The organism is Rhizobium sp. NPDC090275, assembly GCF_044772225.1.
In the GTDB taxonomy this organism is placed as follows: domain Bacteria; phylum Pseudomonadota; class Alphaproteobacteria; order Rhizobiales; family Rhizobiaceae; genus Rhizobium.
The window spans coordinates 103939-120194 of sequence record NZ_JBIVYL010000006.1; the positions used below are offsets into that span (position 1 = coordinate 103939).

Sequence of the window (16256 nt, forward strand, 5' to 3'; positions counted from 1 at the left end):
TCCAAGGTTCCGCATTTGGCCAGGGGTTAACGATTGCGAGCATTTCTTGCGTTGCGACACCGTTCAGAACAGTATTTCACGTTCTGCCAGCTCTTTTCCCACTTCTTCCGCCATAAGAAGGGTCGTTTGCAAACAGGACAAATCTTCGAAGGCAAGTGGAGTTTTTCCCGACGTTTCGGCACTTTGAGGCTCTCTTGGCAACGGGGAAAACGCTCGATGCCCGATCGGTGGGGGCTTTGACGTCCGCGCCGGCTATTTGTTGAAACTTGGCGTTAGCTAGACTCCGGTATCCTTCAGCACTAAAACAATCCAGAAACTGTGGTTGCGAAAGCGTTGTATGGCTCTGAAGGACGATGAACTGCCTGATTACGAGTCGATGAACACGATGCGCAGCGCCGACCCCTTCGTTTGTATGGTTGGCGCCACGCGAACACCGATGGTGATCACCAACCCAAATCTGCCTGATAATCCTATCATTTACGCCAATGCTGCTTTTGTGAAGATGACCGGATATGCAGAAAGCGAGATCTTGGGCAAGAATTGCCGCTTTTTGCAAGGGCTGGCAACCGACGAGTCATCGCTTGTAATCCTAAAAGCAGCGATTAACGCGAGGGCAGAAACCGAAGTCGATCTTTTGAACTATCGGAAGGACGGCACCAAATTTTGGAACAGGCTGCTCGTCACGCCGGTGTTCGATGAGCGAGGACTCGCCTTTTTTGTAGCGTCTCAGCAGGATGTGACCCTTGAGGTGGAGCAGCTTGCAGCCATCGAGCAACGCAAAGCCGACCTTGAAGCCGAGGTCTTGAAGCGCGCTGAAGAGCTGGAAACCAGCGAGCAACGCCTGCGGCTGGCGCTGGAAGCTGGTAGGCTTGGCATATGGACCATAGACCTTGCCACCAGTGAATTGACAGCCTCAACGGAATGTAAGTCGATCTGCGGTCGAGCGCCAGAAGAACCGCTGACGCTCGCAGACCTGAGATCGTCAATTCATCCTGAGGATCGTCTGCTGCAAGTAGAGGCAATCGATCAAGCGATCGCTGACGGGACGCCGCTTGATGCGGAATACCGACTTGTGACCCCGGCCGGTGAGCTCAGGTGGGTCCAAATTCGTGGACGCGCAAATTACTCGCCGTGCGGCATCCCCTTGTCCATTACCGGTACGACACAGGACATCACATCCAGACGGATTGTACAGGGGCATCGCGCGCTTCTTGCGCGAGAATTGAGTCACCGTGTCAAGAACACGCTGACATCCTTGCAGGCTGTCGTGTCGCAGACAATTCGGCGGGCCGAAACACTCGATGAGGCTGGCTCGACATTGTCGGCGCGGATCCGCGCGATGGCTGTCGCTAACGATCTTCTTGTCACCGAAGACTTCGGGAGTGCGTCTCTTCGGAACCTTGTGACACGAACTCTTGCTCCATTCGGTGTCGACGATGCAGCACGCTTCACGATTACGGGCGAGGACTTCGATCTGCCTTCTCATGTTGTTCCGGCTTACGCGCTCGTTTTGCATGAGCTTGCGACGAATGCCACCAAATATGGTGCGCTTTGCACTGACACAGGCCACATTGAAATTGAATGGCTCATCGACTCTTCATCGAATGGGCGTGAACTTAACCTTAAATGGCGAGAGAGCGGCGGGCCGCGGGTCACTCCACCCGTCAAGACCAGCTTCGGAACCCAACTCATTCAACGTCTTTTGGCAAGCGAAGCCGGGGGCGTAGCGAAAATCTCTTACCTTCCGTCTGGTGTTTCCTTCACCGCGACAGTTCCGATGAGATAAAGAACCAAACGAAAGTGAAAAGAACATTGTGCAGTTGCCTGGAACTCTATCTATCCTGCCAGCATTATCGGTGACATCATCAAGGGAGTCACCATATGGCATTCGTCGAAGCAAAAGATGGCACGAAGCTGCACGTGAAGGACCTGGGCGAAGGCCGCCCGGTCATCCTTATCCACGGCTGGCCATTGACAGGGGATATGTTTGAGTACCAGACATTGGCTCTCCTGGAAGCAGGCTTCAGGGTCATAACTTACGACCGTCGGGGATTTGGGCAGTCAGGACATCCGTCGACCGGATATGACTACGATACATTTGCTGACGATCTAGCTGCCGTAATCGATGGCCTCGAACTGGGAAGTGTCAGTCTTGTCGGCTTCTCAATGGGCGGGGGCGAAATCGCTCGGTATCTCTCACGTCATGGAGCATCGAAAGTATCGAAAGCCGTTCTGGTTGCATCGGTCGCCGGTTACTTGCTTAAAGACGAAAGCAACCCCGACGGTGTCGACGCCAGCGTCTTCGAGGGCATGAAGAAGGACATTCGCAAGGACCGCTTCGACTTCCTGCATAGCTTTGCCAAGACATTCTATGGGGTCGGCTTCGTGAGCAGCCCCGTCAGCCAAGGCGTGCTAGACTGGTCCTTTATTCTTGGCGTCATGGCAAGCCCGAAGGCGACAATCGATTGCGTCGACGCATTTGGCAAGACAGACTTCCGTCCAGATTTCGCAGCCTTTACGATCCCCACTCTCGTCATCCACGGCACAGGCGACAAGACCGTACCGATTGACCCCACAGGCAGAGCGGCTGCAAACGCGATTTCAGGCGCAAGGCTTATCGAGTATGAAGGCGAACCGCATGGCTTGTTTGCAACGGTACCAGAACGCCTTAACGAAGACCTGATCCAGTTTCTACGCTGAGATGAAAGCGACGGGCGTACCGTGTTGCGCCCAACTTTATTCCGGAAAGTCTTGGCTCCGGGCCTTTGTGGGTCAAGGTAAGGCATTCGTGATGAAATTGCTGCCAGCCCCGAAGCTTTGGAGCTGGCGCGCCGAAAGGATGCATCCCTAGCGGTTCTTGGCTTCTGCTTGTGCGCTTCAGCTTTGCCTGTAGAGCCGCGATCTCTGCGTCTTTAACGCGCTATTCTTTTACAGCTGCGCTGTCGAGAAGCTCCTCAACCACCTTGGAATCGAAACCATGGACTGTGATCGGGAGGGCGCGTCCTTTTAAATTGACGAAACTCGTGCCAGCGCTTTTAAAGCGGCCGTTGGTTAGGCAGCGGTGACGTTCGCTAGTCGTCATCGCTGCAAATTCCGAGGCAATCCGCCCCCTGATTCCGAGATGATGTCGCCCCCTGATTCCGAGAAATAGTCGCCCCCTCGTTCCGAGATGATGCCGCCCCCTTTTGAGGCATCTTTCGAGGGTGGTCTGCAGGTGTGAGGTTTCTTCCCTCGAGGTCGAGGAGGAAGGAACGCAATGCCTGCGGAGAGAGTGGAGATGCGGCGTGTCCGCGAGAGACTGAGATATCGGTTTGAGCAAGGACTTGTGCACAAGTCGATTGCGGTGCGGGTTGGGACTGCGCCGTCGACGGTGCGCGAGACGCTACGGTGTGCAGCGGTTGCTGGCTTGTCGTGGCCCCTTGGTGACGACGTCAGCGACGCAGTCCTGGAGGCGGCGCTCTACAGGGGGGGCCGGGACGAAGATAGGACACCGCCGCGCGCCGGAACCAGGATTGGGCGCAGGTCCACCGCGAGCTGAAGCGCAAGCATGTGACGCCGCAGATCCTATGGGACGAATACATCGGTCTTCACCCCGATGGTTATCGCTATAACCGATAAATTGCGACCTTTGTCGCGGCTGCGCGTTGAGGGTGCCTGTGACGATGCGGCGGGATCATGCAGTTGGCGGCTTATTCCGAATCTCCCTCCAAAAAGCAGGTCTTGGCAAGTCAGTGCTTGCCGCATGACTCAGCGGCTTGCCGTGCAAACCACGCCGCGGACTGCGCGTTGTTTGCTGGATGGCGATTGAAGTCCTGAGCGCCATCGGTCCATCTGACCGGTCCACGCTCACGCAGTGAACGCTTCGCGGCCTCCACCCACTCTAGTTTCGCCATTCAGGAGGATTTTCTGACGCGTGCTGGACCCCGCGGCGTGCTGACATCAAATCTTTGACGAGTGCCTGGTGTTTGATTGCGTCGATCGCAGGATGACTACACCGCCAGCGTGTTCCCGTGATGACGAAGTATCGATCCTCCGGTTTTTCTGAGAAGGACCTCACTCATTTGAGCCAACGCGTTCAAGCCCGTACCCAATGAGGGAAGTGAACAGACGGCACGTGGTGCGGAGGCAAATTTGAAGTGTATCGTGCACACACCGCCTCCCCACATTTTAAGCAGGGAGGCGGTAACAGTGGAGGTTAAATCACGCTAAACTTAGGACGATGATTATGCAGTTTGCGGGCCGGCGTCTACTTCTTTGCGCTTTTTCCAATTGACGACGTCGCGGGGATGCCTTGATATCCGGAAATTGATTGAGCGCTTGCCATTCCCGGACATTGCGAGGCGCCGCCGACGATATCACGGGTTGCCTTTTCGATCCTGTCCCCAATGTCTTTGTCGACATTGCGCCAATACTCGAATGCGCGGACCAAGATTGGCTCGCTGACGCCGTCGGCGAGGTGACCCGAAACATTTTGGACAAAGCGATCGCGTTGTGCGTCGTCCATCACTTCGCGCACCAGCGCGCCAGCCTGGCTCCAATCGTCATCGCCTTCTCGCAAGGTGTAGGCCGCGCGGACCATCTCGCCGTCGGCCAGCCATGTCGCTTCGCCGCCTGTCTGCGGTTGGGCGGCGGGACCTCCATAGGAATTGGGAGCATAAACCGGATCAAGCGCATTAACCGTGCGGCCCTGTCCTGCTCGCGAATAGGAATGCACCTCGGCTGCTTTGGCCTGGTTGACGGGGATCTGTTTATAGTTCACGCCGAGGCGGGCACGATGTGCGTCAGCATATGAAAAGCCGCGAGCGAGAAGCATTTTGTCGGGGCTAAGGCCGATGCCCGGCACCATATTATTGGGTTCGAACGCCAATTGTTCAATCTGGGTGTCCCAGTCCACGGGATTCGTATCGAGCGTAAGCTTGCCGACCTCCATGAGGGGGTAGTCACGGTGCGGCCATGTCTTGGTAAGGTCGAATGGATTAATTCTATACGTCTTGGCATCATCGAACGGCATCACTTGAAACTTTAGCGTCCAGCTCGGGAATTCGCCGTTGGCAATGTGATTGAACAAATCGCGTCGATGGTAGTCGCCGTCCTGACCTGCCGTGTTGTCAGCCTGATCCTGGGTTAGGTGAGCGTTGCCATCGCCCAGATCGGTGTGAAAGTGCCATTTTACCCAATACTTTTCGCCCGCTTCGTTGATGAGCATATAGGTATGGCTTCCATAGCCATTCATCTCGCGCCAGTTTTTCGGTACCCCACGGTCACCCATCAGGTAGGTGACCTGGTGGGCACTTTCAGGACTGAGGGTCCAGAAGTCCCACTGCATATCATGATCGCGCAGTCCATTGTCTGCCCGCCGCTTTTGGCTGCGGATGAAATGCTGGAACTTCATCGGGTCACGAATGAAGAAAATAGGCGTGTTGTTGCCTACCATGTCGAAATTACCGTCCTCCGTGTAAAATTTTACCGAAAAACCGCGGGGATCTCGCCAGGTGTCCGGGCTACCGCGCTCTCCGGCGACAGTGGAAAAGCGAACAGCCGTCTCCACCCTCACACCCGGCTGAAGGAATTTCGCTTTCGTAAATTTGGTAACGTCATTGGTTACTTCGAAATGGCCGAACGCCCCGCTGCCTTTGGCATGGGGTTGGCGTTCAGGAATACGCTCGCGATTGAAATTCGCCATTTGCTCGATCAAATAGTGATCGTTCAGTACAATAGGGCCATTTGGTCCTATCGTCAGTGAATGTTCGTCACTTTGCACGGGGATGCCTGCATCGGTCGTCGTGCGGGAGGCGGACTTATTGTCGGTCATGATGGCCCTCGAAAGTTCGTGTTGCGCCTGGACTCTATAACGCCATGTCCGTCGTGCGGTTCCATACGACTTGGTCCGTCAGATGAAATACTTGATCCACACCGCCTTGACGGTTTTATGAGAGATGAGGATCCTAATTTACCACGCGAACAAACCCGTTTGTTGTTTCTTGTCGACGTCGGCGGAGACTATGAACGAAGAGCTTCGCGGAGATCTCGGTGAGGGACATGCATGGCTCCATGACCCCATAAATTAGGCATCATTTTCGAGATGAGCCGGGCGCGAAAGGGCCGCGACGTGACGTTGTGACCCCGCGCTGATAAGAAAAGCGCTGTCGGTAGAAATCGAAGGGGCGAAAAATTGGACTTCATGAAATTGCTGAAGTCGCTCGAAGAGCTGCTCTATGAGCTGGTCTCCTGGTTGCTGTTTTATCCGATCACCCTGTGGCGCTCGGTCTCGAGGCCACTCAACATGATGCGCTACGCCGATACCGAGCTCGCCGACAGGCTGGAAGACCAATACGAAGACACACTGAGCCCTCCACTGTTCCTGCTGATTACGCTTTTGCTCTCCCAGGGCCTGTCCGGATTGCTCCCATCAGTCTTTGATCCCACCGAGGCTGCCAGGCAGCTCGGCTCCGGATCGAACCTTCTGATCGCGAGAGGGGTGATCTTTGGCGTCTACCCGCTTTCGATGGCGGTCACACTGCTTCGATGGAAGAAGGTCCGGATTACCAGAGATACACTTCGGCCGCCGTTTTTTAGCCAATGCTACGTGGCTGCACCGTTTGCCCTCATCCTCGTACTTGGAATTGACTTGATCAGCATGCCGCGAGCGCAGGGCGTGTTGGCGGGCGCAGTGACTGTCGTTGTGGCTTTGATTTGGTACGCACAGGCACAGATTCGCTGGTTTGTTCAGGATTTGCACATCGGGCCCATCAGAGCGGGGGCTATTTTCACCGGGACGTTCGTGATCGCCACCATCGCGGCACTGGCGGTAGCTCTCATGATCAATGTCGATGCGAGTAGCTTCGGTTCCGCAAAGATTTGATCCAAAGGTTGCCAACTGTGGTGAGGCGTTTGAGTTGCGTCAAAAGGCTAGTACTTTGCAAGCCCCAAATCCTGCCGTGACGAATCTAGGTCTTAGCCCTGCCGGCCCCGCGCTCGGAGTCAAAAGCTAGGCGTCTGCTACGTCGACGGGTTCGCGGCCAAACGATCAGCTTAGTTGCATCGCCGATGTCCGACACCGCTCTTCTGAGCGCTGTTTTGCATCGAGGGTCCCGAGTTCATGACCCGGTTGACAGCAAACGGACAGGTTGTCGCTCCTATTCATAACCTCGTCGCCCAAAAGCGGGCATCCTAGAGGATCAAAGCCATGACGCTGAAACTTATCGCCGCTCTCGCAATCGCTTCCGCAACGCCGGCTCTGGCATTCGCTAGCCCCAGCTGCACAACGGAACCAAAGTCCAAGTGGATCTCTGAGGCAGCCATGAAGGCGAAGATTGATACGCTTGGCTACAAGGTCAAGACCTTCGAGATTACCGGCAACTGTTATGAGATCTACGGCAAAGACAAGAACGGTGAGCGCGCCGAGGTCTATTTCAATCCGGTTTCCGGCGACATTGTCCAGAAGGGTGACTGATCCATGACAAAGATTGGCTCCAGTGAGGCGGGCGGATCGCCCTCCAACATAGCGCCGCGAACGATCAAGGTCTGGGACCCGCTCGTTCGCATTTTCCATTGGACGATCGTCGCCGCCTGCACGCTCAACCTCTTCATTCTGGAAGAGGGTAAATACTGGCATCGCGTGACGGGATATGTGGTTGCCGGGGCAATCGTCGTTCGGCTGATATGGGGATTTGTCGGCACGAAGCATGCGCGATTTAGCGATTTCCTGCCTACGCCTACCAAGGTCAGAAGGCAGCTCTTCGGAATAGTGACGCGCAACGAGAGCCGCTATATCGGCCATAACCCGCTTGCTTCCATCATGATGCTGGTGCTGATCGGGCTACTCTCCGCCACGGCGCTGACCGGTTGGATGACGACCCTCGACGCCTTTTGGGGCGAAAAGTGGCTCGAGCAATTGCATGGAACCATCGCCAACAGTATTATGGTACTGGTGTTCATTCACGCAGGCGCCGCCATCGTCGAGAGCTACAGACACCGGGAAAATCTGGTCTGGTCCATGGTAACAGGTCGAAAGAAGGCATGAGGATCCTGCTGATCGAGGATAGTACCCGACTCCGCGAGCTTATCAGCGAAACCGTAAGGGATATTGGCTGGAAGATCGATGCCTTTGCAACGGCTGAACTTGGCCGGTCGGCTCTAGAAGACCAGGATTATGACCTGGTCCTCCTTGATCTTGGTCTGCCGGATGAGGATGGCATAGATGTCCTGAAATCTATGCGTGATGCAAAGATGCAAACACCGGTGCTTGTTCTGACAGCGCGGGGCGCGGTCGACGAGCGTATCGTCGGGCTCGATGCGGGCGCCGACGATTATCTAACTAAGCCGTTTCACAATGGAGAACTGATCGCCCGAATTCGCGCCCTCATGCGTCGGGCGCCGGCAACCTTGATGCCTGTCCTTGAGTACGGCTCTCTCCAGATGGATGTCGCATCTCGTCGCGTTATGTGTGCGGACACCGAAATTGGCCTCGCTCCCTCGGAAAAGGAACTACTCGAGCTTTTAATGCGCAATGGCGGCAAGGTCGTTGCGAAAGCCAAGATCGAGCATGCCTTTTCTGAGTTCGGAGATGAAAGAAGCACCAATGCCGTCGAGCTCGCCGTCTCGCGGCTCCGCAAGAAATTGGATGGTCATCCGTCGGGAACGGCGATTGAAACCATCAGGGGCGTCGGATACATGATTCGCGAGTTGCTCGATTGAGCCGCAACCGTCCGACGCTCGGTGCCATCTTGACCAAGCGCATCGCGTTCTTTGCTGTTCTCGCCATGCTCGTGCAGCTTGCGGTCGTCACCTCCGATTATTATTGGAATGTCGGTGAGCTATCTCGGCTCTACGTAGAGCAGGAGACCCAGCGGCTCTCTGAGGGCATTTCTGTTTTTAATGGAGATGTTCGCTACGAACTTCCAGACACGATGAGGGATCGCTATCGTCAGGACGGCGACGGATACCTCGCAAGGATTCGTGCGGCCGACGGCACTCTCGTATTTGAGTCCTGCGATGCGGCCTGCGAGGACCGGTTTCTTCCCAAAGACATCGACAGGCCGGATTTCTGGCTCCGGTCGCTGAAGTCTGGCAAGCCGCTTACATTGGTTGGTGGGCGGGCATTCGTCATCGGCGACGAACGGTTTCTGATTGATGTGGCAACTTTGGGCGACCCGCAGGACGTTGTGACCAAAGTCTTGTGGAACGAAATTATCGAACACCTCATCGTACCGATGAGCATCTTGCTGGTACTCGTGCTTGGCGCGACGTTGCTTTCGGTCCGTCAGGCACTCAAGCCGGTGCGGGCTGCCGCCGACGCAGCCGACCAGATCGACCCTATGGACGCTCGCTCGCATCTGAAATTCGACGAGATGCCGCGCGAGGTCGCTCATCTTGCTGTTGCCGTGAACCGGGCTTTCGATCGGGTTGCGGAGCTTATGAGGTCGCAGAAGACGCTAACATCAGGAATTGCGCATGAAATCCGCACGCCACTCGCTGCCATGAAGCTGGAGCTTGGCCATATCGATCATCCGCGCGCGCGTATGGTGGAAGCAGACCTCGATGATCTCGTGCGTTTCGTGTCCCAGTTGACGACGCTTGCCCGCCTTGAAAGCTTCGATCACGGCGCGTTTGAAATTGTCGATCTAGTTGCTCTTTCAGCATCTGCCGTCGAGCAAGTTGCACCGTGGGTTTACGAGAACCAGCATTCCGTTGAGTTGATCACCGCCGGCGAAACGGCAGTGGTCCAGGGAATTCCCGCGCTGCTGCGCGACGCCATCCGCAATCTGGTCGAAAACGCCGTCCGCCACACGCCGGATCAGTCCCATATCATCGTCCGGGTCGGACCTAATCTTATTGAAGTTCAAGATTGCCTGCCGGCCGCTGTTGGCCGGTCTGAGGCGAAGCCGAAGGCCGACAGTCTGGGGATCGGGTTGAAGATAATTGCGCGCATCGCTGAGATCCACCGCAGTGAACTGCAACGGTCGACGTCGGCAACTGGGTCTATTTTCGCAATGGCCTTCCAGTCTTAAGGGTTCGGGCCTTTTGTGCGCCTGTGCTCCGACGCAGCATTTCAGCGCGGTAGCGACTATCTTAGGTCAGCGAGATGTTGGTAGCTTAGCGCCTGATCTCAGGGCGGCTGTCATCGCCATTCTCGGCCAGGTCGCAGCAGGGGCTTAACCTCGCCGCTGGAGGAGCCAGCCTTATCAAGGTCGTTGATCTTTGTGTGTCGGACTTTGTAGCCGGCGCCTCGTAATTCATCGGTAAAATGGCGCATCGCCGAGAAGATGAAGGCGATCTTCTTCTTGTGATGACCAACATAGATGGCCTGGGCCATCACCTTACACATAAGAACGGTGTCGCGGCTTTGGCTGCGCCGACCAGCGAGGATATACCCGGAGACAGCTGGTCTCCAGGTTGACAATCAGCCTCGACAAACTCCTTATTATGAGAATATCTTGGTACATCGCCACGCGATGTGCGTGATGTCAGATTGCCTTGCCGATCAGCGCGCCGACAAGGCCTGTGGTCACCATAGCCAAGGCTCCCCAAAACGCTACCCGGATTGTCGGTTTGACGATGCCGGCGCCCCCCACCTTGGCACTTACGGCACCAAGCCCTGCGAGAAACAGCAGGGAAACGATCGGGATGGCAACCTGCATCACATCCGGCGGCGCCAAAATTGCCGTCAGCACAGGCACGATAGCGCCGGCCGAGAATGTGAGAGCAGATGTCAGGGCAGCTTGAACGGGCTGTGCTGCAGACGTGTCGTTGATGCCGAGTTCATCTCGTGCGTGAGCGGCCAGCGCGTCATGGGCCATCAGCTGCTTGGCGACTTCAAGTGCCAATTCTTCCGAGACGCCACGGGCTTCATAAATTTTGGCAAGTTCGATCAGCTCGTGCTCCGACTGTGTTTCGAGCTCCCGTCGTTCGCGGGTGAGGTCTGCAGCCTCGGTATCAGCTTGCGAGCTTACTGAGACAAATTCTCCTGCTGCCATCGCCATGGCACCTGCGGCGAGCGAGGCAAACCCAGCAACAAGTACCTCCGAGGTTGAGGTCGATGCTGATGCGACGCCGACCATGAGGCTGGCTGTCGAGATGATCCCGTCATTCGCGCCAAGGACGGCCGCCCTCAGCCAGCCAATCCTTTCGATCGCATGCCGTTCTATATGCCCGTGCATTGCCCATGCCGATTACATAGATTAGAAATATTCTAATAATTTACAACGTTAGCGGCAACAAGTCCAGGCGCACCGCTGCTTGCTTGCGCTAGGGCATCTCCCTGACCCGCAGCCGACGCATCGAGATTGCAAGCCTGATCGAGGCGAAAGAGCGGCTTGGAAACCTCCTTACGGTTCTGTTCGGGAATGCCGGGGTCGTCGACGTCAAACCCGATCGTTAGCCACTTGGCGCGGTGCTGCCTCGATGTTGAGGGGGTTGGCGTAGCGGCGTGCGCTCGCTGCAAGGGATGGAGTGGCGATAGGCAGCCGGCGATGGCTTCTGACTTCAAAAGCTACGCGTGCTATCCCAGGTTAGCTTGGCAGGCGGTCCGAATGAAAACTACAATCGATTCTTGCGCCAATATCTCCCACGCGGTGCCGATTGCCGGCGCAGAGCCAGGCCAAGCTTAGTGCTATCGCGACGCAACTCAACGAACGGCCAAGGAGAAGCTTGCGCATTCATACGCCAAGCCCGAGAGGATGCAGAGTGCGCTGCAGGGTCCGTTGAACCCACCACGCAATATGGGCATCGCTTGCAGGCTAACCATGCGCCAAACCGAAATTCCCGATGGGCTCAGGCGGCTTTGCAATCGTGATAGAAGTTCTCTCCGAGCAGGGAGACCGCACTGAATGCCTCAGCGCGGTCTCGGCCATGCCATCAAAACGCGCGCTGAAGCCGGAAGAATCCCGTCGTCACGTCGCTGCCCTGATCTTGTTCCAGGCGGTTCACTGTTGCCTTAACATATAGATTTTCGACGAGTTCATAGTCGATCGTGACGCCGACCTTCCACCCGTCGTTGTCGTCGTTGAAGTCACCACCGATGATGCCGTAGTGACCGTAGTACTGGAACCCTGGGGTGATCTTTATCTTTTCAGTCGCGGTAATGGCGTATTGGACCGCAGCGATCCATTCGGCCGTCTGGTAGTATGAATTCGGAGCGCTGGAATAAATTCCGGCCAAGCCAAGTGTTCCCGGCCCCATGGCTACGTTACCCATAACGCGAATTGCGCCGTCTTCGTTGTCAGTGTCGTAGCCACCCGTGATCTGGTAGTTCAGTGCACCGACCTTGCCGCCAACAGCGAACGCAATGCCGACGTTATTGGGAGCCTCGCCGGCACTGTAATACCCATCTTCGAGTTCGTCGACGCTTACCCCGGTATAGAAGTCGTTGGTCTCATACTGATAGCGCATTGAATTGTGGAGAGTGACCTTGCTCTTGATGTCGTCGGTATCGCCGGAGAGGTCATCGTCCCACCAACTATAGAACAGGCCTGCGCGCAGACCTGCGATGTCGATGTATGCAGAGTCGAGCTTCGTGGCCTGTCCAAAAGCGTTGTCTGCATTGGTCTGGAATACCAGCACGCCAGTTAGCGCCCCGTACTCCGTGTCGCTTTTTGCAGTGACCTGGAGCTGACCGCGAGTGAAGACGTCCCAATCCGAGGTGCCTGAAGTCGAAGCGTTCGCAGTCACCGCGTTTGGTCCGGCATTGGCCTGGAAACGAATATAGCCATTAATTTTCAGGCAGGTCTCAGTCCCAGGAATGTAGAAATACCCGCTCCCGTGAGCATCGCAGATGCGGACGTACTCAACAGTTTCGGGTTCAGCAACGACGATCGCCTCAGCGGCCTGTGCACTCGAAAGAGCGGCCAGTGCTGCGGTCCAACAAATCAGAGCTGTTTTGATTTTCATAGTGGTTCAATCTTCTTTCGAATGGGCGCAGAGGGTCATGGCAGACGTCGAATCCGCTATTCCCGTGCCGTTGGGTTTTTATCAAAGGCGTGCGCTCAGGCGCGCCGCGTAGGTCTTCAGTGAAAAGATATGGTCAGCTGCTGATTATGACGTGAGACATAAGCGGATCTCCCCTAATCCTTTGAGTTTGTCTAATGCAACATCGGTAATCGAGGCGGGGTCGTGCTCACGTGAGCATCATTACTTGCCGAACGTCACCGCTTCCCCAAGCTGACTTTCTGCATTTGCACTGAATTCACAAATATGAAATCGCGCGAACTAATAAGCGTCAATTATAGAAACTAAGTCTGCCTCAGGCCGCAGTCAGCGCATGAAGAGAGCCGTCTTCGGTAGAACACAACGACGACCCTCACAATGAATGATGCAATGAAGATGTACGCGGGCGCGTTGCGTCGAGCGTTGATCGTCTGACGCAATGGGCTCGCGTATCATCGAAGGTGCCGGCGTCTGGACGATCGCGGCGTGACGCGAAGTGCTGGTTGAGATTAAAACACGGCTGTCGAACGGATACCATTGGCTTGTCGAAAAGGTGCAAGCACTGGGCGCATTTCTATGAGATTTTTACTTTGCGAGGCATTGTCTCCAATAGAAATGCTACGCGATCAGGTCCACATGTCATTGGTGAACGACATGTGGAGACGAAGATGTATTTCGAACTCAAGGACGCGACCGCCGATATCCTTGCAAAAAGCCGCCGTCACGGCGAGCTGTGCGATCTGCCTCTCGACTTGATTTCATCCGAAGCCGAAGCGTACGACATCCAGGCGGCCGCGCAGGACGCTCTCGGGTTTGAACGCAAGGGCTACGCGATTGTTGGATCGAGCGATGGCTCGCGTAGAACGCTCGGCTTGGAAAAGCCCATCTTCTCCGAGATTCCCGGCTCATCGCTTCTGTCGAACACGAGAGAGTTCCATCTCCCCGAAGGGGTTATTGGCGTCCAGTGCGAATTTGTGTTCACCATGCTGCGTCAGTATCCTGACGCCGGAGAAGACATCGATCTATCAAACGTGGGCGACACCGTACTGACCTGCCGCCCTGCGATCGGGGTTCTAGGCCGGAGAACGTGCCGGCCGTTCGCAGGCGATAATGTAGCCATCGCGGACTATGGTCTTCATGTTGCGACCCTTTGCGGAGATCATATGAAAGAATTCGCGCCCTCCAGTCTGTCCGAAATCGAGGTCACGACCTTTCTTTTTAAAGAGACTGTTCTGATGGGCAAGGCGTCGTCCGTCATGGGCAATCCGCTGCATGCGGTTGCCTGGCTTGCGGGTGAACTACAGGCGAGAGGACGCTGCCTCGAACCGAACGACATGGTTGCGACCGGCTCCTGCACCACGATCCTTCAAGTGTGGCCGCGACAGCACTTGGCCGCTGATTTTGGCCCGCTCGGCCAGATCGAATGTATCTTCAACTAAGGGAACCAGAACAACGTGATGCGTGTGCAACAAAAACCGTTCGTCATAGAGGTTCGAAGAAGGAGACCCTTGCCAGCCAAAAATCTCGCCTCGCCACCCGGCGCAAACCCAGAGCCCCGTCGGCTTCTCTGCAAGCTACTTCGGCGACCGTCAGCCGCAGCCGTCGGCATAGTACTTCTTACCAGACGTGAATTCGCGCTCAGTTCCGGTTGTAGCGGTCGTCGACGGCAGGCCGGCTCGCGCCTCAGCCGTCGTAAGCTATGGATGTCGGTACTCGTTCGCAGGCGTCCCACGACGGGACGGAAGCAGACGCCTCCCAAAGCGCTTCGCCCTTTTCAATTTGACGGCGTCAAGCCGACCGATCACCATGGCTATCATGGGTTTTGGAGCAATCAGTTGGAACGGCGTCTGTTTCCATGCTGTTCGGCCCGATCGCGCTCGTCTGGTTTCTGGTCATGGACGTGGGGGACTGTGGAACCTCGCTTACGTCCGACGATCTTTGCCGCCCTCAACTCATCCCATTCCACGTCATCGACTTGATAACCCGTGCCGGCTTCGCCGGTCTATTGATCTCGGCGCCGCATTTCTGACGGTGACAGACACCGAAGCGCTTACAGCCGATCCAAGGCATTTCAGCAGAAAGCCAGTTTTAGTAGCGTGGTTTTTGCGAGGAGCAAAGTCCGTCAGCGACACCTGCGTAACTGGTAGAGAGTAGCTGCAACGCCTCCTTGATTTCGGGTGTCGTCGTGACCCTTATTGCCATCACCTCGACGGTTGGGAGGATGAACGTCATGTTCAACCAGCATTCAGGACAATGCGCTAATGTGAGTTCATTCCGGAGTGACCTTGACGCGGTCTTGGTCCGACCCGGACTTGGAGCATGGCGATGTTGAAAAGATCCATCACTTTGGCACTTATTGCCGCTGCAATAGCCGTCCCCGTATCGCTCTCTGCAGGGACAGTTGAAGCACAGGAATACTATGGTCGAGGCTGGCAGGACAATCGTGGGTGGGGCGGCCCCCCTCCTGAATGGGGTCACTATCACCGCCATCACGATTACGGCGGCGTGATCGCCGGCGGCATTGCGGCCGGATTGATCGGTGGCCTTATAAGTAACGCGATTCAAGACAACGGCCAGCGTAACTACGCACCGCCTCCGCCGCCAGAGCCGGAGTGCTGGTATCAACGCCAAACTGTGCAGGATCGCTATGACGACGGCTACCACGTAGAAAGGGTGCGAGTCTGCAATTGACGGCTTGGCGCGTAATCAGCTCGCCTTGGTGGAGTGCCATAATCCTTCGTCGGAGCGCGGCCCGCCTCCTGTCACGGGACGGGCTACCGGCTGGGTAGCGTGCGTAAGACGCGAAGGGGATTGCAACACGCCACATACGGCAGGGGTCTGGTTGCTGCCAATTCTATTGCGTCCGATCTAACGAGCAACCCTCTTCGTGAGATGTGCGACTTTACGATCTAAAGCAGTTATGGCGCGTCCGTCACGATCGAACTATGTTACGCAGGTCACATCCCCGAAATCAGGCCTGTTCTAGGCTTTGACACCGGCTCTTCGGTAGAACTACGAGCCGAAAGAGTTCGTCTGTGCAAAAATGCGTTAACCTGGAAGATTGTTACGCTGTAGAAGTTAGGAAGTAGCACCCCGCCGCGAGGCGCTTTGCTGGCGCCGTACCCACCGGCGCGATTGGGTACCAGAATGTAGCAAGTGGCTTTGTTGCCCGCTTTTCTTCGACGGTAGCAGGGGGCGCCACCTTTCGGTTTGAAGGGTCTGTGCTCTCGGCCGTTCGCCTGAGTGTATCCAAAATGCTGTGCGTTGACGGACCTCTGGAGGAGCACTCTCGGAGTGCCGCTCTTGGGCAATCTCCGTCGGTGTGATGCTCT

At 56.0% G+C, this 16256-nt stretch carries 14 protein-coding genes and 2 pseudogenes; 10 read left to right on the top strand and 6 right to left on the bottom strand.

The features are described from left to right. Positions 1-26: 26 nt before the first annotated feature. On the bottom strand, positions 27-182 hold the full coding sequence (locus ACIQUB_RS16695; protein ID WP_402930742.1) for a DUF2256 domain-containing protein: 156 nt from the start codon (positions 180-182) through the stop codon (positions 27-29). A 155-nt stretch (positions 183-337) separates the two neighbouring features. On the opposite strand from ACIQUB_RS16695, the gene ACIQUB_RS16700 reads away from it, so the two are divergent. From ACIQUB_RS16700 to ACIQUB_RS16710, 3 genes and pseudogenes are all read left to right on the top strand, one after another. Further along, entirely contained in the window at positions 338-1786 is a 1449-nt protein-coding gene (locus ACIQUB_RS16700) for an HWE histidine kinase domain-containing protein (protein ID WP_402930744.1), read from the top strand. Positions 1787-1881: 95 nt separating this feature from the next. Beyond that, positions 1882-2700 carry an alpha/beta fold hydrolase gene (locus tag ACIQUB_RS16705; protein WP_402930746.1) on the top strand — a complete coding sequence of 273 codons (819 nt, stop codon included), beginning with the start codon at positions 1882-1884 and terminating at the stop codon, positions 2698-2700. Between the two features lie 577 nt (positions 2701-3277). Next, a pseudogene (locus ACIQUB_RS16710) lies at positions 3278-3686 on the top strand (IS21 family transposase); the annotation flags it as partial. A gap of 560 nt (positions 3687-4246) precedes the next feature. Here the strand turns inward: ACIQUB_RS16710 and ACIQUB_RS16715 are convergent. Beyond that, positions 4247-5812 carry a catalase gene (locus ACIQUB_RS16715; RefSeq protein ID WP_402930748.1) on the bottom strand — a complete coding sequence of 522 codons (1566 nt, stop codon included), beginning with the start codon at positions 5810-5812 and terminating at the stop codon, positions 4247-4249. A gap of 369 nt (positions 5813-6181) precedes the next feature. Between ACIQUB_RS16715 and ACIQUB_RS16720 the strand changes: the two genes are divergently transcribed. The 5 genes from ACIQUB_RS16720 to ACIQUB_RS16740 all read left to right on the top strand — a co-directional run bounded on the left by ACIQUB_RS16720 (position 6182) and on the right by ACIQUB_RS16740 (position 10010). After that, positions 6182-6862 (top strand): permease, encoded by a 681-nt coding sequence (locus ACIQUB_RS16720; RefSeq protein WP_402931191.1) that lies wholly within the window; start codon positions 6182-6184, stop codon positions 6860-6862. A gap of 324 nt (positions 6863-7186) precedes the next feature. Then, positions 7187-7453: a PepSY domain-containing protein gene (locus tag ACIQUB_RS16725; RefSeq protein ID WP_402930750.1), complete on the top strand. Its 267-nt coding sequence runs from the start codon at positions 7187-7189 to the stop codon at positions 7451-7453. 3 nt (positions 7454-7456) lie between these two features. Next, the gene (locus ACIQUB_RS16730; protein ID WP_402930751.1) at positions 7457-8023 is read left to right on the top strand and encodes a cytochrome b/b6 domain-containing protein; all 567 of its coding nucleotides are present in this window, start codon (positions 7457-7459) and stop codon (positions 8021-8023) included. Further along, on the top strand, positions 8020-8697 hold the full coding sequence (locus ACIQUB_RS16735; protein ID WP_402930752.1) for a response regulator transcription factor: 678 nt from the start codon (positions 8020-8022) through the stop codon (positions 8695-8697). Before ACIQUB_RS16730 ends, ACIQUB_RS16735 begins: the two co-directional genes overlap by 4 nt. Continuing rightward, positions 8694-10010, top strand: coding sequence for a sensor histidine kinase (locus ACIQUB_RS16740; protein ID WP_402930753.1), 1317 nt, complete (start codon positions 8694-8696; stop codon positions 10008-10010). Before ACIQUB_RS16735 ends, ACIQUB_RS16740 begins: the two co-directional genes overlap by 4 nt. 110 nt (positions 10011-10120) lie before the next feature. On the opposite strand, the gene ACIQUB_RS16745 is transcribed toward ACIQUB_RS16740, so the two are convergent. From ACIQUB_RS16745 to ACIQUB_RS16760, 4 genes and pseudogenes are all read right to left on the bottom strand, one after another. Next, complete coding sequence (locus tag ACIQUB_RS16745; RefSeq protein WP_402930755.1) at positions 10121-10315, bottom strand: cryptochrome/photolyase family protein; 195 nt, start codon at positions 10313-10315, stop codon at positions 10121-10123. A gap of 151 nt (positions 10316-10466) precedes the next feature. Continuing rightward, positions 10467-11159 carry a VIT family protein gene (locus ACIQUB_RS16750; protein WP_402930757.1) on the bottom strand — a complete coding sequence of 231 codons (693 nt, stop codon included), beginning with the start codon at positions 11157-11159 and terminating at the stop codon, positions 10467-10469. Between the two features lie 83 nt (positions 11160-11242). Next, positions 11243-11447 (bottom strand): annotated as a pseudogene (locus ACIQUB_RS16755) (two-component sensor histidine kinase); the annotation flags it as partial. Positions 11448-11856: 409 nt separating this feature from the next. Continuing rightward, the gene (locus tag ACIQUB_RS16760; protein WP_402930759.1) at positions 11857-12888 is read right to left on the bottom strand and encodes a porin; all 1032 of its coding nucleotides are present in this window, start codon (positions 12886-12888) and stop codon (positions 11857-11859) included. Positions 12889-13592: 704 nt separating this feature from the next. Between ACIQUB_RS16760 and ACIQUB_RS16765 the strand changes: the two genes are divergently transcribed. Then, positions 13593-14363: a 2-keto-4-pentenoate hydratase gene (locus ACIQUB_RS16765; protein ID WP_402930761.1), complete on the top strand. Its 771-nt coding sequence runs from the start codon at positions 13593-13595 to the stop codon at positions 14361-14363. A gap of 886 nt (positions 14364-15249) precedes the next feature. Continuing rightward, on the top strand, positions 15250-15615 hold the full coding sequence (locus ACIQUB_RS16770; protein WP_402930763.1) for a hypothetical protein: 366 nt from the start codon (positions 15250-15252) through the stop codon (positions 15613-15615). The last annotated feature ends 641 nt before the right edge of the window (positions 15616-16256 follow it).